Origin of the sequence: Nocardia sp. NPDC127579 (assembly GCF_042672005.1) — a bacterium.
Taxonomy (GTDB): domain Bacteria; phylum Actinomycetota; class Actinomycetes; order Mycobacteriales; family Mycobacteriaceae; genus Nocardia.
This window is the reverse complement of sequence record NZ_JBHXVZ010000001.1, coordinates 1,418,003-1,441,566: the sequence shown is the minus strand read 5'-3', so window position 1 is coordinate 1,441,566 and position 23,564 is coordinate 1,418,003. Positions and strand designations below refer to the sequence as shown.

Here is a 23,564-nt window from a genome sequence, read left to right as displayed (position 1 = left end):
TCGCGGGAAATGGATGGTCACGGTCGGCCTGGCCGTAATCGTGTGAGCGCCGTCGGAGGGGTGGCTGTTGTCCGAAATGAGCGGGGGCCGACCATCGGGTCCGGTCGCGTTCCGTACCCGGCCGTTCACCCCCGACGATCATTCCGATATCGAGCTGCTGCGCGCACACGCCGCCGGCCAGCGCCATGCCTTCACCGAACTGGTGCGCCGCCACAACGACCATCTCTGGCAGACCGCGTTGCGCACCTCCTACACCCGCGAGGACGCGGCCGATTCGCTCCAGGACGCGCTGCTGGCCGCGCATCGCACCGCCGGATCGTTCCGCGGCGAATCCGAGGTGCGCAGCTGGCTGCACCGCATCGTGGTGAATGCCTGTCTGGACCGGATCCGGCGCAACAAGGCTCGCCGGGCGCTGTCGCTGGATCCGGAGAACGTGCCCGAACCCCTCGACGACCGGGACTCCTTCGCCGAGATGGAGATGTCGATGGTGGTCGAGCGCGCCCTGCATACCCTGCCGCCGGATCAGCGCACCGCCCTGGTCGCGGTGGAGATGGAAGGGTATAGCGTGGCCGACGCGGCGGCCATGCTCGGCGTCCCGGAGGGCACGATCAAGAGCCGTTGCGCCCGTGGCCGACAACGCTTACAAGAACGCCTGGAATTTCTCCGAGATCCACGGAACCGGAAGTAGCCGGGATGCGTCATTAATAGTGACGAACAACGAGACGATGTATTTCATGGCGGAACGAGACCACTGGAGGTGCGATGGCGAGCCGATCCGATCCGCAGCCTCCCTTCTCGCCGGAGCTGCTGGCCGATCTGCACGCGGACAATCTAGCGCCGGAGGTCAGTGCTGAGCTCTGGCCGGTCGTCCGTGCGGATCCGCAGGCCCGGGCCTACCTGGACTCCCTCGACGAGGTGAACAACGCGCTGCGCGCGCTCGCCGACCGGGAGCCCGAACCCATGCCCGGCGATGTCTCGGCCCGGTTGGACTCCTTCCTGGCAGGGCTCGACGACGCCATGCCCGAGGCGACCGTGCACCGGCCGCTGTTCGGTGCCCCGAGTCCCGAATCCGGGTCCGCCACAGCGCATTCCGCGACCGAGCGCCCCGACGCCCCGATCTCCCTGGCCGACCGGCGCGAACGCCGCGACCGGCGACTGCGCTGGCTGGCCGCCGCGGCCGCCGCCGTGGTGTTGCTCACCGGCGCGGGCATCACGGTCCAGATCTATCGCGAGACCACCACCACACCCGGCACCCCCACCGCGCTGCCGCCGACCCCGCCCACCCCGGATGTCGATGACGACACCATTCCCGCCGCCTTCGCCCTGGGCGCCATCGGCCGCTTCGATGTCACCGGCACACTCGCGACGCGCGATTCGCTCAATGCCTGTGTCGCCGCCGCCGGTCTGGGCGATCGCAAGCTGCTCGGCTCCACCGATATGCGGTACAAGGGTGCCGACGCCGTCTTGATTCTGCTCAGCGGCGCGGACGGCCGCAAGATCACCGCGCTGGTCGTCGGCACCACCTGCACACCCGACGATCCACAGGTGAAGAACGTCACCGACATCGGCTAGGCCCGCCGAGCAGGTAGATTTCCCGGGGAACAACGGACATTAGGCTGTTGTTGACCGAACAGTCCCACGTTTTTCTCTCGGAAGGGCCCCATGACTACGCCAGTTCGCGACCTGATCATCGTCGGCTCCGGACCGGCCGGTTATACGGCCGCCGTGTACGCGGCTCGCGCCGAACTCCAGCCGCTGCTCTTCGAGGGCACCCAGTTCGGCGGCGCCCTGATGACCACCACCGAGGTGGAGAACTTCCCCGGCTTCCGCGAAGGCATCATGGGCCCGGACCTGATGGACGAGATGCGGGAGCAGGCAAAGCGTTTCGGCGCCGACATCCGCACCGAGGACGTCGACGCGATCGACCTGTCCGGCCCGGTCAAGACGGTCACCGTCGGCGGTGAGACCTACTCCGCCTACGCGATCATCCTCGCCATGGGTTCGGCCGCGCGCTATCTCGGCATCCCGGGGGAGCAGGACCTACTCGGCAAGGGCGTCAGCGCCTGTGCCACCTGCGACGGCTTCTTCTTCCGCGGCCAGGAAATCGTGGTGGTCGGCGGCGGCGACTCGGCGATGGAGGAAGCGACTTTCCTCACCAAGTTCGCCAGCAAGGTCACCATCGTGCACCGTCGCGAGGAGTTCCGCGCCTCGCGGATCATGCTGGAGCGGGCCAAGGCCAACGAGAAGATCGAGTTCCGGCTCAATGCCGAAGTCATCGCGGTGCAGGGCACCGACAAGGTGACCGCACTCACCCTGCGCGACACCAAGACCGGCGAAACCTCCGAACTGAACGCCACCGGCCTGTTCGTGGCGATCGGCCACGATCCCCGCAGCGAACTGGTCAAGGGCCAGCTCGAGCTGGACGCCGAGGGCTATGTCCAGGTGCAGCATCCCGGCACCGAGACCGCGGTCCCCGGAGTCTTCGCGGCGGGCGATCTGGTCGACCACACCTACCGCCAGGCCATCACGGCTGCGGGCACCGGCTGCCGCGCCGCGATCGACGCCGAGCGCTGGCTGGCCGAGCAGGGCGACATCACCGCCAACACGCTCGACCACGCGGGCCAGCCCGTCGCGGCGAACTGACACCCTCAAATCCCCATCACAGAGGAGATATCCATGTCCGCTAATACGGTGACCGTCACCGACAAGGACTTCGCCGACGCCGTGCTGCTCAGCGAGAAGCCCGTTCTCGTCGACTTCTGGGCAACCTGGTGCGGCCCCTGCAAGATGGTCGCCCCCGTGCTGGAGGAGATCGCGGGCGCGCACGGCGACAAGCTGACCATCGCCAAGCTGGATGTGGATGCCAACCCGGAAACCGCCAAGGAGTACCAGATCCTGTCGATTCCGACCATGGTGCTGTTCGAGAAAGGCAAGCCGGTCAAGCAGATCGTCGGCGCCAAGGGCAAGGCCGCGCTGCTGCGCGAACTCGACGGTGTCCTCTGACACCGCTCACTCTCCGACGAACCCCGCAGTGAGACTGCGGGGTTCGATCGGGTAATCTCCCCGTTTGTTCCCCAGGGCCCGGTGCCGTAATTCGTGGTGTCAATCAGACATCGCGGCCCCACGACGCGCCGTAGGATGCCCTGGACCCCGCGAATTGCCGAATTCCGGGTCAGGTCTGAGACAATCGACCACGCGCCGTACAGCGCCGGGCCCGCCCAACCGGTAGCCTGCGTGGCGGTGCGAACGAGCACAGCTCCGGTCGTGCGAAGGTGTCAACCCTCGCATGAGTGGGTACCCGGGTTGACGGAAGGAAAGGGCTCTCACGCATGCACCGACTTCGTCACGGCGATACCGGTCCAGCCGTCGCAGAGGTTCGGAGCACCCTGGCAAGTCTCGGGTTTCTGCACGCGCACGCCGCTGGCGCCGATGCCGATGCGCGCGAGTACTGGAAGGACACCGAGGCGTCCTTCGATCATCAGCTCGATTCCGCGGTGCGCGCGTTCCAGCAGCATCGTGGTCTGCTCGTCGACGGCGTCGTAGGTCCCGCGACCTATCGCGCGCTCAAGGAAGCCTCCTACCGCCTGGGTGCCCGCACACTGATCTATCAGCTGTCCGCACCGCTGTACGGCGACGATGTCGCGACCCTGCAGCGTCGCCTGCAAGATCTCGGCTTCTACGTCCACCGGGTCGACGGCTACTTCGGCCCACAAACCCACGAGGCGCTGTCCGCGTTCCAACGGGAGATCGGGCTGTCCGCCGACGGCATCTGCGGCCCGGAGACCTTGCGTTCGCTGGAACTGCTGGGCGCCCGCGTCACCGGCGGCAATCCGCATCGGATCGCCGAGGAGGAGGTCGTGCACCGGGCCGGCCCGCAGCTGACCGGCAAGCGGATCGTGATCGATCCGGGTCTGGGCGGCCCCGACAAGGGCCACTCCGTGCCCACCGAGTACGGCGACGTGTACGAGTCGGAGATCCTCTGGGATCTGGCCAGCCGCCTGGAGGGCCGGATGGCGGCCACCGGCATGGAGACCTTCCTGTCCCGTCCGTGGGGCGCCAATCCCACCGACGCCGAACGTGCCGACACTTCCAACGCTTTCGATGCCGATCTGATGATCTCGTTGCGCTGCGCGACCAATCCCAGTCAGTCCGCGAACGGTGTGGCCGGCTTCCATTTCGGCAATTCGCACGGCTCGGTCTCGATGATCGGCCAGGTGCTCGCCGGTTTCATTCAGCGCGAAGTGGTGGCCCGCACCTCCTTGCAGGACTGCCGGACCCACGCGCGCACCTGGGATCTGCTGCGGCTCACCAAGATGCCGACGGTGCAGATCGATATCGGCTATCTGACCAACGATTACGACGCTTCGGTACTCACCAATCCACGCATGCGCGATGTGATCGCCGAGGCCATCCTGATCTCGGTGAAGCGGCTGTATCTGCTCGGCCAGGACGACCAGCCCACCGGCACATACACCTTCGCCGAACTGCTCGCCGAGGAACTCGCGGCAGCCGATCGCGCCTAGCGCCCCGAAACCGCACAGTGCCCCGGCCGGAATCCGGCCGGGGCACTGTCGTTTCCGAGACCGCTATCCGGCGCCGATCCGGAACGGCACGGTGAGCTCGGCGGCGGCCAGCAGTTGATCCAGCGCGCGCTCGACGTCTTCCTTCCAGCCGTGATCGGAATTCAGCTCCAACCGCAGCCGGGGGAACCGGTGATGCGCGGCGACCACCTCGAATCCGGCGTCCTCCAGGAAGTCGGCGTCGATCATGCAGGTCTCCGGCGAGCAATCACTCGACGGGTTCTCCCGCACCGGCGCGCCGATCCGTTCCATCAGCATCATGGAACCGACCGATCGGTCGGACATAGCCTGGGTCGCCGGTCCGCTGCGAATACCGAACGCCTCCAGAGCGCGGACACCACGCCGGACGAGATCGGCCACCACCGCCTGTAGCAGCCGGTGGGGTACCTCCGAGTCGGAATACCGGAATTCGGTCCGCAGCGTGGTCAGCAGGACGGCATCCGGGCTGACCGGGGAGGTGGGGAAGAGCGCGGCCCGCGGCACGGCACTGGGCGGCGAATACAGGGCGCAACCCGCGACCTTGCCGTCCACCGCGGCCACCTGTCCGCACGAACCCCACTCCAGCAGAACCGTGGACAGCCACGCTTCCTTCTCGAAAACCGGATCGCTGAACTCACGCGAATCCGCGACTACCGCGGGATCCATCTCCCAGAAGACACAGCGCCTGGCATGTGCCGGGAGCTTGTCGAGTTCCCCGAGGGAAAGGGCTGTGACGCTGGTCGACACCGCTCTGCTCAGCCTCCAGCTGTCCGATTCATCCATGCGTTCGCGCGCGCCGCATTGTGGCTATTGCCCGCCAGCAAGAATAAGCGATCAAAAGAACCCGCCTCACTCCACTCACTGTGCTGTTGTCAGAGATCCCGTTCGGACCGGCGATCGGGGTGCGCCGAAACGCGCCGTCACAGTGACGTTTCGGCGGCGACCACGGAGTTGCCGGGATTACGGGGCGATTTTCGTCACTGGTCGACCTGCTGCTGCTGCTGCATCATGCCGACGATGCGCTCGAGATCTTCGACCGAACCGAATTCGACGACGATCTTGCCCTTGCGCTTGCCTAGGCTCACCGTCACCCGGGTGTCGAACGATTCGGACAGCCGCTCGGCCACATCCTGGAGACCGGGCATATGAATCGGCTTGCGGCGCGGCGTCGGGGGAGTGGCGGCATTGTCCGGATCTCGATTGGCCAGCGTCACCGCTTCCTCGGTGGCGCGCACCGATAGGCCCTCCGCCACGATCCGCGCGGCCAGCACCTCCTGAGCGTCGGCACCCGCCTCCAACCCCAGCAGCGCACGCGCATGCCCGGCGGACAGCACGCCCGCGGCAACCCGGCGCTGCACCGGAATCGGCAGTTTCAAGAGTCGGATCATATTGGTGACGACCGGCCGGGATCGGCCGATCCGCGACGCCAGTTCCTCGTGGGTGACGTCGAATTCCTCCAGCAGCTGCTGATAGGCCGCAGCCTCTTCCAACGGGTTCAACTGCACCCGGTGGATGTTCTCCAGCAGCGCGTCGCGCAGCATCGCGTCATCGGCGGTCTCCCGCACGATGGCCGGAATGCTCTCCAGCCCCGCTTCCTGGCAGGCGCGCCAGCGCCGCTCGCCCATGACGAGCTGATAGCGATCCACCCCGGGCGCCACCCGGCGCACCACGATCGGCTGCATCAGCCCGAATTCGCGGATGGAGTGCACCAGCTCGGCGAGCGCCTCCTCCTCGAAGACGCTGCGCGGCTGCTTCGGATTCGGTTCGATCTGCGACGGCGGGATCTCGCGGTAGGTCGCGCCCGCCGCATTCACCTCGAGCTCGTCATCATCGGCAGGATCCGGAACCCGATGCAGATAGGCCGACGCCGGCTGCGGGCCGATCGGATCGACGCCGATCACCACATTGGCCGCCGCGCTGCCCATGCCCGGCGCGAGGCCGTGGGTGGCGCCCAGACCCGGTTCGGCTGCCGGGCCCGTGGGGATCAACGCGGCCAGTCCGCGTCCCAGCCCGCCCTTCTTCGCCTGACTCATCGGCCTACCGATCCCTTTCTCGTCCGCCAACCCACACCCATCAACTGGCTACGCCGCGCCGCCGGCGGCGGCCTTGTTCATTGCCCGCTGGGCCATCTCCCGACCGGCGTCGAGGTAGCTCATCGCACCCCGGGAGCCTGGATCATAATCGAGCACCGTCATGCCGTATCCCGGTGCCTCCGAGACCTTTACGCTGCGGGGGATCACCGAGCGCAGCACCACGTCGCCGAAGTGGCCGCGCACCTCGTCGGCCACCTGGTCGGCGAGTTTGGTGCGGCCGTCGTACATCGTGAGGATCACCGTCGACACGTGCAGTTGGGGATTCAGGTGCGCTTGCACCAGACCGATATTGCGGAGCAGCTGCCCGACACCCTCCAGTGCGTAGTACTCGCACTGAATCGGGATCAGCACCTCCTTGGCCGCCACGAGCGCGTTGACGGTGAGCAAGCCGAGCGACGGCGGGCAGTCGATCATGACGTAATCGATCTCGTAGCCCGCGATATTCGCCTGATCGATAGCGGCCTTCAGCCGACCCTCACGGGCCACCATGGAAACCAGCTCGATCTCGGCGCCCGCCAGATCGATGGTGGCGGGGATGCAGAGCAGCCGCTCGTTGTGCGGACTCGTCTTGATCGCCTCCTGCACCGACACCTCGCCGATGAGGAGTTCGTAGCTGGAGGGAACACCCGAGTGGTGTTCGATACCGAGTGCGGTGCTGGCGTTGCCCTGCGGATCGAGATCGATCACCAGCACCGTCATGCCTTGATGCGCCAGGGCCGCCGCGAGATTCACCGTGGTTGTCGTCTTACCGACGCCGCCCTTCTGATTGGCGACGGTGATGATGCGTTGCTCGTGCGGTTTTGGCACAGTCACCTTTCCTGGATGCAATATCTGGCTGGCGCGTTGGGCTTCGGCGGCAATCGGGGTCTCGCTGGGGGAGATGTGCCCGAACGGTGTGCTTCCGAATGCTTCCTGGTCGAGGTTGCTGGAGTCCAGCATCCCCGGCACGCGCGACGTAGTTTCCCGTGAAACATTCGCCGGACCGCTCGACATAACAGCTCCTAACGCGAGAACTTCAGATCACGCACCACCGGCCAACGCCGACGCATGTGACTTCAAACAGCTGAGTCGGATCGAATCCCAATATTCCTTCGTGGCACCAACGCTCACGCCCGACGTGACATAGCTTGCCAGCACCGGCCGGGATTAGAAAGCTGAATCGCGGTGCGGCGCACAGGACAAGCGAATTGCCCGCCACAGCCGCCCATGTTTCATGTGAAACAACGCGCCCGCGCACATCCGACAGCACACGCCACGTGCGCTGTTTCACATGAAACATGAGAATGGACCCCGACATTCGCCCAGGAGACAGCCGTGGCCCCGACGGACCACGCGCCGAGCAAGTGGGCGACAACAAATCGAACAACCGGCAACCGGGGCTGACCTGATGCGCCCCGACGTTCGCGAGGCGACGGGATCAGCCGCGAGACTTGTTGGCGCGCCGACGCGGAGCGCGTTCAGCGCGGGGGAGCAGTTCGGCGCTGATGACGACGGTGGGGGTGGAGACGATTCCGACGCCGCATTCGAGCACCTGGAAATTGCTCGCGCCCGCGCGAGTCAGCGCCTCACCGTCGCGTTCCAATTCCTCTGCTGCGCTGGCGCCCTTCAGCGCGAGCATGTGGCCGTGGTCGCGCAGTAGCGGGAGGGACCACTGCGCCAGTTTCGCCAAGGGGGCCACCGCACGCGAGGTGACGATGTCCGCGCCGCCCGCTTCCTTCATCACGCCGGACTGTTCGGCACGGCCGCGCACCACGGTGATGTCCAGGCCCGCCGCGTCGATGAATTCGCTCAGGAAGATAGTGCGGCGCAACAACGGTTCCACCAGAGTGATGCGCAGATCCGGTCGCGCGATTCCGAGCGGGATACCGGGCAGCCCGGCACCACTACCGATGTCGACAACAGTCGCGCCTTCGGGGATCAGCTCGCCGAGCACCGCGCAATTGAGGATGTGGCGATCCCAGAGCCGCGGCACCTCACGCGGACCGATCAGCCCACGCTCCACACCGGCGGTCGCCAGCGCCGCGCAGTACTTCCGGGCGATATCCAACCGGTCGCCGAAGACCCGGGCGGCTTCGGCCGGCGGCTCCAACTCGGTTGGCAGGGGAGTGCTTTCACCGAGATCCCGTTCCACGTGAAACATCCTTCCGCGTCTGATGAGTCAACAGTATTGAACCGACCGCGGCCGACCGCGCCCGGGACATGGAGAAGGCCCCCGGTCCATAGACCGGAGGCCCTGTCCAAAACGTCAGGGTGACGAAACGCGCCGTCCCCCAGGATCAAGCGGGAACGACCACCACGTGGCGGTTCGGCTCCACGCCTTCGCTCTCACTCTCCACCCCGTCGACAGCGGCGACCGCGTCGTGCACGATCTTCCGCTCGAACGGGGTCATGGCCGCAAGCGCCTCGGGGGCACCGGATTCCAGCACCCGCTGCGCGGCGGCGGTGCCAAGCGCGCTCAGCTCCTCCCGACGCTTGGCCCGCCAGCCCGCCACATCCAGCATCAGTCGGCTCCGCACACCGGTCGCCTGCTGCACCGCGAGGCGGGTCAGCTCCTGCAGCGCGTCCAGCACTTCGCCGTTGCGGCCGACCAGCTTCGACAGATCGCGGCCGCCGTCGATGCTCACCACCGCACGATCGCCCTCGACATCCAGGTCGATATCGCCGTCGAAATCCAGCACGTCGAGCAGTTGCTCGAGGTAGTCACCCGCGATCTCGCCCTCTTCGATCAGAGCTTCCTCGGAGTCACTGACGACATCGGCTGGTTCGGTGTCTGCGCTCACCATCGTCGTCGCCACTGTGGCGTCCCCTCCGTCGGTCTCAACAGTCATTTGGCTTTCCTTCATCTGCTCGCCGCGACCGCCTGGCCATCGCCGCCGGGTGGTACGCGATCAAGGGGTTGCTGCTTAGTGCGCGAAGGCGATCAGCGTCGCCGCTTCTGGTTGGCGCGGCCGCGGTTCGGGCGCTTCTGCCCACCGCCCGAGCGGCGCTGGGCCGCGCTCTTCGGCTTCGCGGTGCCGTTCGTCGCGGCCCGCTCGACCGTGTCCGCCGCGTCCTCGACGGCGTCGGCGGGCTCGGCGTCGACAGCCGGCTTCTTCTTGGTGTTGACCGGCTTCGCGCCCGGCTTGGGGGCGTTCTGCGCGCGCTGCTCCAGCTTCTGCTGCTTCTTCTCTTCTTCTTCCTTGGCCATCCGGCCGAAGACGAGGTGCTGCTGCCCGTAGGTCCAGATGTTGTTCGCCACCCAGTACAGCAGGATGGCGATCGGCAGGAACGGGCCACCGACGAGCACGCCCAGCGGGAAGACCCACAGCGCCAGCTTGTTCATCAGCGCGGCCTGCGGATTGGCCGCGGCCTCCGGGCTCTGCCGCGCGACCGAAGCGCGAGCGTTGAAGTGCGTAGCCAGACCGGCGATGACCATCAGCGGGATCGCGACGGCGGCAATAGCGACACGCGAGGGCAGCGCGCCGTCGATGGCGAACGCCTGCAGCTCGCTGACCGGGGTGGTGATGAACGCCGAGATCGGCGCGCCGAAGAGCCGGGCACTCAGGAACGACTGCACATCGGCGGCATTGAAGACGTAGTTCGGAGTGTTGGCGTTCTCCTGGATGCTCATCCCGAGCTGGCCGAAACCGTGGCCGGTCCGGTTGAAGGAACGCAGCACGTGGAACAGACCGAGGAAGACCGGCACCTGCGCCAGGATCGGCAGGCACCCCATCAGCGGGTTGAAGCCGTGATCCTTCTGGAGCTTCTGCATCTCCAGCGCCATCTTCTGGCGGTCGTTCTTGTACTTCTTCTGCAGCTCCTTGATCTGGGGCTGCAACTCCTGCATCTGTTTGGTGGTGCGGACCTGCTTCACGAACGGCTTGTAGAGCACGATGCGCAAGGTGAAGACCAGGAACACCACCGCCAGCGCCCAGGCGATGCCGCTGCTGTCGCTCAGGCCGGGGATGGCCGCGAAGACCCGGTGCCAGAACCAGAGGATCCAGGACACCGGATAATAGATGAAGTCGAGCACGGCTCTATGCACTCCCGTCGTTCGGTTCGCCGATCACCGCGGACGGTGATCCTGTACAAGCTTGTGGCGCCGCTGCCGACGCGGCAGTGTCGGCGGCTGCCGCGTCCCGGGCGCGTGCGCGGCGCTCCGGGACGGGGTCCCATCCACCAGGGTGCCAGGGCGCGCATTTGAGCAATCGCACGGCCGTCAAACCGAGTCCGACGAACAGGCCGCGGGTACGCAGCGCAGTGACTGCGTATTCACTGCAGGTCGGAGTGAAGCGGCACACCGGCATTCGGGTGGGGGAGACGTAGGTCCGGTACAGCTCGATCAAGAAGATCAACAAGCGAGCCGGCAGCCGCGTGAGGCTGTTCACGACGACCGGGCCCCATCGAGTTTGCGCAGCGCGCCCTGGAGCTGGCGGAGTAGTTCCGCGGAGCTGGCGTCGGCCGCGCCGGGCAGCGCACGAATCACGATATCGGTCTCGGCGGGTAGATCGTGGATCACCTTGCCGCACATATGACGCAGGCGGCGGGCTACCCGGTGTCGAATCACCGCGGAGCCCACCGCCTTGCTGACAATCAATCCGAATCGCGGACCGCCCACGCGGATCAGCGCATCCACCGAAACCGGTCCGAGGGATGCGCTGATACCTCCGGAGCCACGGGGCTTCGCCCCCTGGGTCTCCGGCCGGGATTCCGTCGTGCCCACGATTCCGTCGTACCCGTGCACGAGCGCGTGTACGACCAGATCTCGCCTCCCGATTCGCTGGCCGCGGCGCACCGTCCGGGAGAAGTCGGCACGATGATGCAACCGATACGGCTCAGGCAACACCCGAGCGTCCGAATGCGAGGATCAGGCAGTCAGGGTCTTGCGGCCCTTGCCGCGACGCGCGGAAACGATGGCGCGGCCCGCACGGGTCCGCATCCGGAGGCGGAAGCCGTGGACGCGCGCCCGACGACGGTTGTTCGGCTGGAACGTCCGCTTGCCCTTGGCCACGGTCAACACTCCTCGAGTTGGGGGCGCGGGTGCGCCCGATAGCTGGTCGGTAAAACATGGGTGCGCGATGCTGAGTCACGCAAAACTTGCGGTCGTCATCGATGCGCGTCGGTCCTGGCGCACAGAGGGTCGGTTACGACCTCAACGCGGTCAGCACAGGACCGCCACCGCACCAAGGGGTGACTGTACGAGGGTACTGATCCGCCAGATTCGGGTCAAACTCAGCCCCTGTGAAGCCGGTCATCGGGCCAGCTCAGGGCGGGGACCGGTTGTGGACTGAACGGTCGGTTATCAACACCCCTGGGCACGGACATGTGCACGGCAAGCGTCGATAGCTGCTTAATAGCTGAAGATCCGCTGGTAGATGCGACACACCGACCGAGCTGACGCCGGATTCACATGTCCCCAGGGTTTTCCACATCTGTGGATAATTGTGTGGAAACACCCCTCCGGTGGCATATTCGTAGGCCGACGGCTGACTTCGCCGCTACCTGGAACCGGAGAATCCTAACAGCGCTCGGGCTCACGGTACAACGCCCAGGTCGTCTGCGTTCCTATCGAACAACTACTGGGGAGGACACTGCATGGACGACGAGCAGAACGTGTTGGCCACTGTGTGGCCCGAGGTGATCGCTGAGCTCACCACCGGTTCGCCCGACGGCGCCATCCCCCCGGTCACCCGAGCACAGCAGGCCTGGCTGAAGCTGGTCAAGCCGATCACCGTGGCGCAGGGCTTCGCCCTGCTCTCGGTGCCCTCGTCGCTGGCCCAGGAGGCCATCGAACGTGATCTGCGCGAACCGATTCTGCGTTCCCTGGGTCGTCGGCTCGGCCCCCAGGTCGAGGGGCTGGGCGTGCGCATCGCCGCACCACCGCAGTCGACCAGCGAACGCTCCGCGGCCAATCCCCGGCACGCGCGGATGACCAGCCGTCCGGAACGCCGCGAACCGCGCCGCGCGCCCGCACCCGACTACGCGGCCCGCGGCGAGTACGGCCAGACACAGCGATACGCCACCGCTACCGAGTACGGCGGCACGACGCAGGAGTACGGCACGGCGCCGGAGTACAACAAAGCACCCGAATACAACAGCACCGGTGAATACGGCGAGTACGGCGACACCGGCGACTACGGCAGCACCAGCGAGTACAGCGCGCCGGGCGACTACAACGCCACCGGTGCGGAGTACAGCCCCGCCGCCGAATACGAGACAACGCCCGAATACCAACCGGGCGACGGTGAGTACTCGCCCGCCGCGGAGTACCAGCCCGCCCAGAGCTACGAATCCGGCTACCAGTCACAGGAGTACGAACCGTCCCCGGAGTACGCGGCCGACGACTACTACTCCGCACCGGACTATCAGAGCCCGGCGCCCGCTCCGACCGCACCCGCGCCCGAACCGCCGCCGCGGTCCAACGGGCAGTCCACGCGCCGGGAATCCGGGCCGCCCGGGCAGGAGTCGCTGTTCACTCCCGAACCTGTCGCGATGCGCGGCCGTGAGTCGGCCGGCCGCCCACCGCGGCATGACGAACCCGAGCCCGCCCGCACCGCCGCGCACCAGCCGGTCCGGGAGCAGCAGCCGCCCCGCGACACCCGGCCCGCGCATCCCGACCACGAGGACGGCGACGAGCCCGTCGTGAGCGCCCGCAACTCCTGGCCTACCTATTTCACCAAGACCCAGGAGACGCCCGCGCCGAGTTCCTCGGCCAGTCTCAATGCCAAGTACACCTTCGAGACCTTCGTCATCGGCGCATCCAATCGCTTCGCGCATGCCGCCGCGGTCGCCATCGCGGAAGCCCCCGCGCGGGCCTACAACCCGCTGTTCGTCTGGGGCGCTTCGGGTTTGGGCAAGACGCATCTGCTGCACGCGGCCGGGCACTACGCCCAGCGGCTGTTCCCTGGTATGCGGGTGAAATACGTCTCGACCGAGGAATTCACCAACGACTTCATCAACTCGCTGCGCGACGACCGCAAGGTGGCCTTCAAACGCCGCTACCGCGAGACCGACATCCTGCTGGTCGACGACATCCAGTTCATCGAGGGCAAGGAAGGCATCCAGGAAGAGTTCTTCCACACCTTCAACACGCTGCACAACGCGAACAAACAGATCGTGGTGTCCTCGGACCGGCCGCCCAAACAGCTGGCGACGCTGGAGGAACGGCTGCGCACCCGCTTCGAGTGGGGTCTGATCACCGATGTGCAGCCGCCGGAGCTGGAGACCCGGATCGCGATCCTGCGCAAGAAGGCGCGAATGGATCGACTCGATGTGCCGCACGATGTGATGGAACTGATCGCGAGCCGGGTCGAGCGCAATATCCGGGAGCTGGAGGGCGCGCTGATCCGCGTGACCGCGTTCGCCTCGCTGAACGGCCAGCCGCTGGATCTGCCGCTGGCCGAGGTCGTGCTCCGCGATCTGATGCCGGAGACCGCGGCGCTGGAGATCAACGCGGCCACGATCATGGCCGTGACCGCGGAGTACTTCAACACCACGCTCGAGGAACTCACCGGTCCCGGTAAGGCCCGCCCGCTGGCGCAGGCCCGGCAGATCGCGATGTACCTATGCCGTGAGCTCACGGATCTGTCGCTGCCGAAGATCGGCCAGGCGTTCGGTCGCGACCACACCACGGTCATGTACGCGGAGAAGAAGGTGCGCAAGGAGATGACCGAGCGCCGCCGGGTCTACGACCAGGTGCAGGAGCTCACCGCACGCATCAAGCAGCGTTCGCGCTAGCCGCGGGAAGAATCCACTAACACCCACGATCACCAGCCCGGCGCGGCTGTTGAATCCACACTTGTGCACTGCCTCTGACCAGGGGCAGTGCACTTTTTTGGGTTGTGGATTCCTCGAGGAATTCCTGGGGACTCCTCGAGGAATCCACCGCTTTGTCCACCGATTCCCCCACACCCTGTGGAACCTGCCTGGGAGCCGTCACTCACACCCGGTTGTCCCCAGTGCTAACAACCATGGCTACCCACAGGCACTGACCAGGCAGCCTGTCGGTTAACCCCTGTGGATTCCTCGAGGAGTCCCTGGGGAGTCCTCGAGGAATCCTCGAGTTGTGCACTCGTTCCTGCACATATGTGCACAACCGGGTGAATCCGGTGGAACAACTCGAGGAGCACTCGAGGATGAATCGGGGACAACTTTCCGACGTCCACAGACACCCTCGGTTCATCCTCGAGTCATCCGCCGGTCATCCCCACGCCGCCAGGCATCGCGACCTGCGAAAACAGGCGCAGTCCACAGATTCCACAGTGCCTACTACTACTTCAGTTCTTCTTCTAGAAGAGATCTCTTGAAAACAGGCTGTGTGGAAAGTTGATCGAGTCGGCTCACGCACCGAGCCACTCACCGAAAGACGCCTCGGAGGACAGGAAGCCGATCGAGTCCGCACGCATCTACAGTTGTCACCGGTTGGTGCGAACACCGGAGGGTCGGGCTAGGTCTACGCGGGTGAGACGAGTACGGTTTGTTGTCGGTCGCCTGTGCCAGACTTCGAAGGCGGCCGATCCAGTACCCTCTGACGACGTTCGGCCACCGCACACGGATCACGGCAGCATCGACTCCAGGAATGGGAGAGGACAGATCGGGCGATGGAAAGCATGAAGTTTCGGGTCGCCCGTGAGGATTTCGCGGAATCCGTCGCCTGGGTCGCACGCAGCCTCCCGTCCCGGCCGCCGGTGCCCGTACTCGGTGGCGTGCTCCTGGTTGCCAACGAGGACGGCCTCACGGTCTCCGGTTTCGACTACGAGGTGTCCGCGCAGATGCGGGTCGCCGCCGAGGTCGCCGGTCCGGGCGAGGTCCTGGTCTCCGGTCGCCTGCTGGCCGATATCACCAAGGCCCTGTCCAACAAGCCCGTCGACGTCTCCGTCGACGGCACCCGCGTGCTGATCAGCTGCGGCAGCGCCAAGTTCTCCCTGCCCACCATGCCGGTCGAGGACTATCCCCAGCTGCCCGAAGTCCCCCAGCAGACCGGTGAACTCGGTGTGGACGTCTTCGCCGAGGCCGTCGGCCAGGTCGCCGTCGCCGCCGGCCGCGACGACACGCTGCCCATGCTCACCGGCATCCGGGTCGAGATCGAGGGCGCCAATGTCGTCCTCGCGGCCACGGACCGGTTCCGGCTCGCGGTGCGCCACATCGAGTGGAAGCCGGAGCAGGCCGATATCGAGACCTCGGTGCTGATTCCGGCCAAGACGCTCTCCGAGTCCGCCAAGACCCTGGGCGCCACCGACGCGCCCGTTCAGCTGTCCCTGGGGACCGGTGCGGGCTCGGATGGCCTGCTCGGCATCGTCAATGCGGGCCGCCGTACCACCACGCGCCTGCTCGACGCCGAATTCCCCAAGTTCCGCCAGTTGCTCCCCAAGGAGCACACCTCGATCGCCACGCTGTCGGTGTCGGCGCTCTCGGAGGCCATCAAGCGCGTCGCCCTGGTGGCCGAGCGCGGTGCCCAGGTGCGCCTGGAGTTCTCCACCGAGGGTCTGCTGCTGTCGGCCGGTGGCGACGACGCCGGGCGCGCCGAGGAATGGCTGGAGGCCGATTTCCGCGGTGAGGCATTGACCATCGCGTTCAACCCCGGTTACCTCGTGGACGGGCTCTCGGCGCTGCACTCGGACCGGGTCACCTTCGGGTTCACCACCCCGAGCCGTCCCGCCGTGCTGCTGCCCGCCAGCGAGAACGAGCCCGAAGTGCTCGATTCCGGATCGTTCGCCGCGCTGGCCAGCCCCTACATCTACCTGTTGATGCCGGTCCGGTTGCCGGGCTGATCCCCAGGGGTGCAAACGTCTGTGCATAACCGGGTCGAACCCGGTCCACTCGCCGTGGGCCGGGTTCATCCGCAGGTCGGGCTGGGATAGTCCATGTTCATTCGGGCACTGTCACTGCGTGATTTCCGCTCCTGGGAACAGGCCGAGCTGGAATTATCCCCAGGCCGCACGGTCTTCTTGGGATCGAACGGCAATGGCAAGACCAACCTCGTCGAGGCAATCGGTTACCTGGCCACTCTCGCCTCCCACCGGGTCGCCGCCGACGCGCCGCTGATCCGCCTGGGCGCGGCCAAGGCTCGGGTCGGCGCCACCGTGGTCAATACCGGTCGAGAATTGCGCATCGATGTCGAACTGAATTCCGGGGCGGCCAATCGCGCGCAGATCAACCGGTCGCCGGTGCGGCGGCCGCGTGAGATTCTCGGCATTCTGCAGACCGTCCTGTTCGCGCCGGAGGATCTGTCGCTGGTCCGCGGCGATCCGGGAGAGCGGCGGCGCTTCCTGGACGAGTTGTGCACAACCCGGCTCCCGCGGCTGGCGGCGGTGCGCGCCGACTACGACCGGGTGTTGCGGCAGCGTTCGGCCCTGTTGAAAACCGCTGGCCGGCAGGCGCGTTCGAAAGCCGACCTGAGCACCCTGGATGTGTGGGACGGGCATCTGGCGACGCATGCCGCCGTGCTGCTGGCCCAGCGGCTGCGACTGGTGCACGAACTCTATCCCCAACTCGCACAGGCTTATTCCTCGATCGCGCCCGAATCCCGGCCCGCCGCAATCGGTTACCGAAGCGGCTACCTGCCCCCGGAGCTGCTCGATCCGGCTCGGGAGCCGCGGGCCGAGGACACCGCCGAGCTGGAGTCGATCGTATTGCGCGAGTTGGGGATCGCGCGGACCCGGGAGCTGGAGCGCGGCGTCTGCCTGGTCGGCCCGCACCGCGATGATCTGGAGCTGCTGCTGGGGAGCGCGCCCGCGAAAGGCTTTGCCAGTCATGGGGAATCGTGGTCTTTCGCGCTGGCGCTGCGGCTGGGTGCGTTCGAGCTGTTACGCGCGGGCGGCACCGAGCCGGTGCTGCTGCTCGATGACGTGTTCGCCGAACTCGACCGGCGGCGGCGCACCGCGCTGGCCGAGGTGGCGGCGGGTGCGGAGCAGGTGCTGATCACCGCGGCGGTTCCCGACGATGTCCCCGCCGAGCTCGAGGCGACCCCGCTGCGGGTGGAAACCACCGGCGCGGCCGATCATCGGACCTCCCTGATCCGCCCGGCCGGGCCCGCCGCGCCGGGTTCGCTCGACCTCGATTCGGGGCAGCGCGAGTCCGGTGATCTCCCGTAGAGTTCGCAGCGCCGAGGCGCCGGATCGGCGGTATTACCAGCGGGAAGAAGTTATCCACAGGTTCTGTGGACAACTCGGCTCGCTCATGACCACCGCGGTATCGCGACCCGATGGCTCGAACACTGTGGAATATGCAGAACACCCACGTGACCGGGGCGAACAGACGTTCGATCTTGGGCGTTCGAGCCGCTGACCACGGGATTTCCATCCCGGCGGGGTAGGTGTGGCGCCTGGGGACAACTTGGGAAAACTGGGGACAACCCCCGCGGCAGGGTGAACGGAGCAGGCGATGACCGATCAATCGGAACAGCGGGGCGCCGATGCGGGGCCACCCGGAGAGCAACCGGAGCTGCGCGGCATCGACCTGGCCCGGCGCGCGCTGGAGGAGGCTCGGGCCGCCGCGCGCGCCAGCGGTAAATCCGTCGGTCAGGGCCGCGCCTCGCCCAAGCGGGGATTGCGCGCCGGCGCTCGCCGGCGGTCCGGCTGGTCGGGCCCGGGCCCGGACGGCCGTGATCCACAGCCCCTGTTCAAACTCGCGGGCGCGCTGGCGAAGAGCCGCGGCTGGTCGGCGAAGGTGGCCGAGGGCATGGTGTTCGGCCAGTGGCCGACGGTGGTCGGGGAGGACATCGCCGCGCACGCGAATCCCGTGTCGCTCACCGATGGCGTGCTGTCCATCGCCGCCGAGTCCACCGCCTGGGCCACCCAGCTGCGCATGTTGCAGAGCCAGATCCTGGCCAAGATCGCCGCCGCGGTCGGGAACGGCGTGGTCACGCAGCTGAAGATCACCGGTCCGGCCGCGCCGAGCTGGCGTAAGGGCGAGCGCCATATCCGCGGTCGCGGTCCACGGGACACCTACGGGTAGGCCCGGTGCCCGCGACGCTAATTCCGGGCAAGTAACTAGTGCGCCCTAGGTGCCCGGAGACGCGGAGCAAACCGGCGGATGGCCGACGGGACACATCTGGAGTCGATTTCTTTGAGCCACGAAGCTGTGAGGGGTGTGTTAGGTGCACTGTGGCTCGGGTCTACCAGTAGGATGGTGGAGTAACTAGCGGCGAACCTTCGGCGCGTTCGGATCGGCACGCTCTCGGACCCCTGATTTCGACCAGTCCATTTTACGGGGTTTCACGTGTATTGTCCGGCCGCTGTCCAGAGGATCAGCAAGTAAGGAGAGCTACCGACCAGTGGCTGCCAACGAATCGGGCTCGACCAAAGCAACATCCGGTGATTACGACGCTTCCTCCATTACGGTCCTCGAAGGCCTCGAGGCGGTTCGCAAGCGCCCCGGCATGTACATCGGCTCCACTGGTGAGCGCGGTCTACACCATCTGATCTGGGAAGTCGTCGACAACTCGGTCGACGAGGCGATGGCCGGCCACGCCACCCGCGTCGACGTCAAACTGCTCGCCGACGGCGGTGTCGAGGTGGTCGACGACGGCCGCGGCATTCCCACCGGCATGCACGCGCAGGGCATCCCCACCATCGAGGTGGTCATGACCCAGCTGCACGCGGGCGGCAAGTTCGACTCCGACTCCTACGCGGTGTCCGGTGGTCTGCACGGTGTCGGCATCTCCGTGGTCAACGCGCTGTCGAGCCGGCTCGAGGCCGAGATCGACAACGCCGGTTTCCACTGGACCCAGATCTACAAGGACGCCAAGCCCGGCCAGCTGGTCAAGGGTGAGGCGACCAAGCGCACCGGCACCACCATCCGCTTCTGGGCGGATCCGGAAATCTTCGAAACCACCACCTACAACTTCGAGACGGTCGCGCGCCGCCTTCAGGAGATGGCGTTCCTGAACAAGGGACTCACCATCACCCTGACCGACGAGCGGGTCTCGGAGAGCGATGTCACCGACGAGGTGGTCAGTGAGACCGCCGAGGCGCCCAAGCACGCCGACGAGGAGACCGCGCCCGCCGCGCCGAAGGTGAAGTCGCGCGTCTACCACTACCCGGGCGGGCTCGAGGATTTCGTCAAGCACATCAACCGGACCAAGCAGTCCATCCACAACTCGATCGTGGCGTTCACCGGCAAGGGCCAGGGCCACGAGCTCGAGGTCGCGATGCAATGGAACTCCGGCTACTCCGAGTCGGTGCACACCTTCGCCAACACCATCAACACCCACGAAGGTGGTACGCACGAAGAGGGCTTCCGCGCGGCGCTGACCACCGTGGTCAACAAGTACGCCAAGGACAAGAAGCTCATCAAGGACAAGGACGGCAACCTCACCGGTGACGACATCCGGGAGGGCCTGGCCGCCATTGTGAGTGTCAAGGTCGGTGAGCCGCAGTTCGAGGGCCAGACCAAGACCAAGCTGGGCAACACCGAGGTCAAGTCGTTCGTGCAGAAGACCTGCAACGAGCACCTCACGCACTGGTTCGAGGCCAACCCGGCCGACGCGAAGACCATTGTGAACAAGGCGGTTTCGTCCGCGCAGGCCCGGGTCGCGGCGCGTAAGGCGCGCGAGCTGGTGCGCCGTAAGTCGGCCACCGACCTGGGCGGGCTGCCGGGCAAGCTGGCCGACTGCCGGTCCAAGGATCCGATCAAGTCCGAGATCTACATCGTGGAGGGTGACTCCGCCGGCGGCTCGGCCAAATCCGGCCGCGACTCGATGTACCAGGCGATCCTCCCGCTGCGCGGCAAGATCATCAATGTCGAGAAGGCCCGCATCGACCGTGTCCTGAAGAACAACGAGGTGCAGTCGATCATCACCGCGTTCGGCACCGGTATCCACGACGAGTTCGATATCGCCAAGCTGCGTTATCACAAGATCGTGCTGATGGCCGACGCCGACATCGACGGCCAGCACATCTCGACGCTGCTGCTCACCCTGCTGTTCCGCTTCATGCGCCCGCTGGTCGAGCACGGTCACGTCTACCTCGCGCAGCCGCCGCTGTACAAGCTCAAGTGGCAGCGCGCCGATCCCGAGTTCGCCTATTCCGACCGCGAGCGCGACGTGCTGCTCGAGGCCGGGCTCTCGGCCGGCAAGAAGATCAACAAGGACGACGGCGTCCAGCGCTACAAGGGTCTGGGCGAGATGAACGCCAAGGAACTGTGGGAGACCACCATGGATCCCTCGGTGCGGGTGCTGCGTCAGGTCACCCTCGATGACGCCGCCGCCGCCGACGAGCTGTTCTCCATCCTGATGGGTGAGGACGTCGAGGCGCGCCGCAGCTTCATCACCCGCAATGCCAAGGATGTCCGCTTCCTCGACGTGTAAGTGGCTCGGTGGGGGTAAGGGGTTCGATTCCCCTTAGTCCCGCCTGGAACCGCTGCCGCGCACAACTTCCTACGGAGATCACTTCATGACTGAGACCACGCTGCCGCCCAACGGCGGGGCCGGTGACCGGATCGAACCGGTCGACATCCAGAACGAGATGCAGAGCAGCTACATCGATTACGCGATGAGCGTGATCGTGGGCCGCGCGCTGCCCGATGTGCGCGACGGCCTCAAGCCGGTGCACCGGCGCGTGCTCTACGCGATGTACGACAACGGCTACCGTCCGGACCGCGGCTACGTGAAGTCCGCTCGTCCGGTCGCCGAGACCATGGGTAACTACCACCCGCACGGCGACGCGTCGATCTACGACACCCTGGTGCGCATGGCGCAGCCGTGGTCGCTGCGCTACCCGCTGGTCGACGGCCAGGGCAACTTCGGTTCCCGCGGCAACGACGGCGCGGCCGCCATGCGCTACACCGAGTGCCGCCTGACGCCGCTGGCCATGGAGATGCTGCGCGAAATCGACCACGAGACGGTCGATTTCGCACCCAACTACGACGGCCGCTCGCAGGAACCGACGGTGCTCCCCAGCCGGGTGCCGAACCTGTTGATGAACGGTTCCAACGGCATCGCGGTCGGCATGGCGACCAATATCCCGCCGCACAATCTGAACGAGCTCGCCGAGGCCGTCTACTGGGCGCTGGAGAACTACGAGGCGGACGAGGAAACCACGCTCGAGGCGTGCATGGAACGGGTCAAGGGCCCGGACTTCCCGACCTACGGCTTGATCGTCGGCGGCCAGGGCATCCAGGACGCCTACCGCACCGGTCGCGGCTCCATCCGCATGCGCGGCGTGGTCGAGATCGAAGAGGACAGCCGCGGTCGCACCACCATCGTGATCACCGAGCTGCCGTTCCAGGTGAACACCGACAACTTCATCAACTCGATCGCCGAGCAGGTGAAGGACGGCAAGATCGCGGGTATCTCGGATATCCACGACGAGTCCTCCGACCGCGCCGGCATGCGCATCGTGGTGACCGTCAAGCGGGACGCCGTCGCCAAGGTGGTGCTGAACAACCTCTACAAGCACACCCAGCTGCAGACCAGCTTCGGCGCCAACATGCTGTCCATTGTCGACGGCGTGCCGCGCACGCTGCGCCTGGACCAGATGATCCGGCTCTACGTCGATCACCAGTTGGACGTCATCGTCCGGCGCACCCGCTTCCTGCTGCGCAAGGCCGAGGAGCGGGCCCACATCCTGCGCGGCCTGGTCAAGGCCCTGGACGCGCTCGACGAGGTCATCGCCCTGATCCGGCGTTCGGCCAACACCGACACCGCGCGCACCGGCCTGATGCAGCTGCTCGACATCGACGAGATCCAGGCCACCGCCATTCTCGACATGCAGCTGCGCCGCCTGTCGGCCCTGGAGCGGCAGAAGATCATCGACGAATTGGCGAAGATCGAAGCCGAGATCGCCGATCTGAAGGACATTCTGGAAAAGCCCGAGCGGCAGCGCGCCATCGTGCGCGACGAGCTGCGCGAGATCGTCGAGAAGTTCGGCGACGAGCGCCGCACCCGGATCGTGGCGGCCGACGGCGATGTCGCCGACGAGGATCTGATCGCCCGCGAGGACGTGGTCGTCACCGTGACGGAGACGGGCTACGCCAAGCGCACCAAGACCGACCTCTACCGCTCGCAGAAGCGGGGCGGCAAGGGCGTGCAGGGCGCGGGTCTCAAGCAGGACGACATCGTCAAGCACTTTTTCATCACCAGTACGCACGACTGGCTGCTGTTCTTCACCAACAAGGGCCGGGTGTACCGGGCCAAGGCCTACGAGCTGCCCGAGGCGAGCCGCACCGCGCGCGGCCAGCACGTGGCGAATCTGCTTGCCTTCCAGCCCGATGAGAAGATCGCCCAGATCATCCGTATCCAGGGTTACGAGGACGCGCCGTACCTGGTGTTGGCCACCAAGAACGGCCTGGTGAAGAAGTCCAAGCTGACCGATTTCGACTCCAACCGCAGCGGCGGCATCGTCGCGGTGAACCTGCGCGACTCCGACGAACTGGTCGGCGCAGTGCTGTGTGCCGCCGAGGACGATCTGCTGCTGGTGTCGGCGCACGGCCAGTCGATCCGCTTCTCCGCCACCGACGAGGCGCTGCGCCCGATGGGCCGCGCCACCTCCGGTGTGCAGGGCATGCGGTTCAACGCCGACGATGAACTGTTGTCGCTCAATGTGGTTCGCCCCGACACCTATCTGCTGGTGGCGACCTCGGGCGGCTACTCCAAGCGCACCGCGATCGAGGAGTACACCGCACAGGGCCGCGGCGGTAAAGGTGTATTGACTATCCAGTTCGACGCCAAGCGTGGCACCCTGGTCGGTGCGCTCATCGTCGACGACGAGGATGAGTTGTATGCGATCACGTCCGGGGGCGGCGTAATCCGGACGGCGGCTAAGCAGGTTCGTAAGGCTGGACGACAGACCAAGGGCGTGCGATTGATGAACCTCGCAGATGGGGATACGTTGCTTGCTATCGCGCGCAACGCCGACGAACCCGATCAGGTCGCCGGTGACGACAGCGCCGGTTCCGAGTAAACCACCAGCGGCGGCAACGAACGGATCTGAGG

General features: G+C 66.3%; 20 protein-coding genes. 11 read left to right on the top strand and 9 right to left on the bottom strand.

What is annotated here, in order from left to right; all coding sequences use genetic code 11:
- Positions 1-76: 76 nt before the first annotated feature.
- From sigM to ACFVMC_RS06175, 5 genes are all read left to right on the top strand, one after another.
- Positions 77-688, top strand: coding sequence for an RNA polymerase sigma factor SigM (gene sigM, locus ACFVMC_RS06195; RefSeq protein ID WP_379207856.1), 612 nt, complete (start codon positions 77-79; stop codon positions 686-688).
- Positions 689-762: 74 nt separating this feature from the next.
- Positions 763-1,572, top strand: coding sequence for a hypothetical protein (locus ACFVMC_RS06190; RefSeq protein ID WP_379207331.1), 810 nt, complete (start codon positions 763-765; stop codon positions 1,570-1,572).
- Between the two features lie 90 nt (positions 1,573-1,662).
- Entirely contained in the window at positions 1,663-2,643 is a 981-nt protein-coding gene (gene trxB, locus ACFVMC_RS06185) for a thioredoxin-disulfide reductase (protein ID WP_379207329.1), read from the top strand.
- 33 nt (positions 2,644-2,676) lie between these two features.
- Entirely contained in the window at positions 2,677-3,003 is a 327-nt protein-coding gene (gene trxA, locus ACFVMC_RS06180; RefSeq protein ID WP_379207327.1) for a thioredoxin, read from the top strand.
- 326 nt (positions 3,004-3,329) lie between these two features.
- Complete coding sequence (locus tag ACFVMC_RS06175) at positions 3,330-4,523, top strand: peptidoglycan-binding protein (protein WP_379207325.1); 1,194 nt, start codon at positions 3,330-3,332, stop codon at positions 4,521-4,523.
- 63 nt (positions 4,524-4,586) lie between these two features.
- Here ACFVMC_RS06175 and ACFVMC_RS06170 read toward each other — a convergent pair whose 3' ends face one another.
- The 9 genes from ACFVMC_RS06170 to rpmH all read right to left on the bottom strand — a co-directional run bounded on the left by ACFVMC_RS06170 (position 4,587) and on the right by rpmH (position 11,642).
- On the bottom strand, positions 4,587-5,306 hold the full coding sequence (locus ACFVMC_RS06170) for a GNAT family N-acetyltransferase (RefSeq protein ID WP_379207323.1): 720 nt from the start codon (positions 5,304-5,306) through the stop codon (positions 4,587-4,589).
- Between the two features lie 230 nt (positions 5,307-5,536).
- Positions 5,537-6,592, bottom strand: coding sequence for a ParB/RepB/Spo0J family partition protein (locus tag ACFVMC_RS06165; protein WP_379207321.1), 1,056 nt, complete (start codon positions 6,590-6,592; stop codon positions 5,537-5,539).
- A gap of 48 nt (positions 6,593-6,640) precedes the next feature.
- Positions 6,641-7,591 carry a ParA family protein gene (locus ACFVMC_RS06160; protein ID WP_379207854.1) on the bottom strand — a complete coding sequence of 317 codons (951 nt, stop codon included), beginning with the start codon at positions 7,589-7,591 and terminating at the stop codon, positions 6,641-6,643.
- A 478-nt stretch (positions 7,592-8,069) separates the two neighbouring features.
- A complete protein-coding gene (gene rsmG, locus ACFVMC_RS06155; RefSeq protein WP_379207320.1) occupies positions 8,070-8,792 on the bottom strand; it encodes a 16S rRNA (guanine(527)-N(7))-methyltransferase RsmG in 723 nt (240 codons plus the stop codon).
- Between the two features lie 136 nt (positions 8,793-8,928).
- Complete coding sequence (locus tag ACFVMC_RS06150) at positions 8,929-9,435, bottom strand: protein jag (protein ID WP_379207852.1); 507 nt, start codon at positions 9,433-9,435, stop codon at positions 8,929-8,931.
- 137 nt (positions 9,436-9,572) lie between these two features.
- Entirely contained in the window at positions 9,573-10,664 is a 1,092-nt protein-coding gene (gene yidC / locus ACFVMC_RS06145) for a membrane protein insertase YidC (protein WP_379207318.1), read from the bottom strand.
- Positions 10,665-10,668: 4 nt separating this feature from the next.
- Entirely contained in the window at positions 10,669-11,019 is a 351-nt protein-coding gene (gene yidD / locus ACFVMC_RS06140) for a membrane protein insertion efficiency factor YidD (protein WP_379207316.1), read from the bottom strand.
- The gene (gene rnpA, locus ACFVMC_RS06135) at positions 11,016-11,477 is read right to left on the bottom strand and encodes a ribonuclease P protein component (RefSeq protein WP_379207314.1); all 462 of its coding nucleotides are present in this window, start codon (positions 11,475-11,477) and stop codon (positions 11,016-11,018) included. The genes yidD and rnpA overlap by 4 nt, the downstream gene beginning before the upstream one ends.
- Positions 11,478-11,498: 21 nt before the next feature.
- Positions 11,499-11,642, bottom strand: a complete 144-nt coding sequence (rpmH, locus tag ACFVMC_RS06130; protein ID WP_209885332.1) for a 50S ribosomal protein L34 — start codon at positions 11,640-11,642, stop codon at positions 11,499-11,501.
- A gap of 584 nt (positions 11,643-12,226) precedes the next feature.
- Between rpmH and dnaA the strand changes: the two genes are divergently transcribed.
- From dnaA to gyrA, 6 genes are all read left to right on the top strand, one after another.
- The gene (gene dnaA, locus ACFVMC_RS06125; RefSeq protein ID WP_379207312.1) at positions 12,227-14,368 is read left to right on the top strand and encodes a chromosomal replication initiator protein DnaA; all 2,142 of its coding nucleotides are present in this window, start codon (positions 12,227-12,229) and stop codon (positions 14,366-14,368) included.
- Positions 14,369-15,240: 872 nt separating this feature from the next.
- Positions 15,241-16,401, top strand: a complete 1,161-nt coding sequence (gene dnaN, locus ACFVMC_RS06120) for a DNA polymerase III subunit beta (RefSeq protein WP_379207310.1) — start codon at positions 15,241-15,243, stop codon at positions 16,399-16,401.
- A 93-nt stretch (positions 16,402-16,494) separates the two neighbouring features.
- The gene (gene recF / locus ACFVMC_RS06115; RefSeq protein ID WP_379207308.1) at positions 16,495-17,724 is read left to right on the top strand and encodes a DNA replication/repair protein RecF; all 1,230 of its coding nucleotides are present in this window, start codon (positions 16,495-16,497) and stop codon (positions 17,722-17,724) included.
- Between the two features lie 289 nt (positions 17,725-18,013).
- The gene (locus tag ACFVMC_RS06110; RefSeq protein ID WP_379207306.1) at positions 18,014-18,586 is read left to right on the top strand and encodes a DUF721 family protein; all 573 of its coding nucleotides are present in this window, start codon (positions 18,014-18,016) and stop codon (positions 18,584-18,586) included.
- Between the two features lie 319 nt (positions 18,587-18,905).
- The gene (gene gyrB / locus ACFVMC_RS06105) at positions 18,906-20,939 is read left to right on the top strand and encodes a DNA topoisomerase (ATP-hydrolyzing) subunit B (protein ID WP_379207305.1); all 2,034 of its coding nucleotides are present in this window, start codon (positions 18,906-18,908) and stop codon (positions 20,937-20,939) included.
- Positions 20,940-21,024: 85 nt separating this feature from the next.
- Positions 21,025-23,532, top strand: a complete 2,508-nt coding sequence (gyrA, locus tag ACFVMC_RS06100; protein WP_379207303.1) for a DNA gyrase subunit A — start codon at positions 21,025-21,027, stop codon at positions 23,530-23,532.
- The last annotated feature ends 32 nt before the right edge of the window (positions 23,533-23,564 follow it).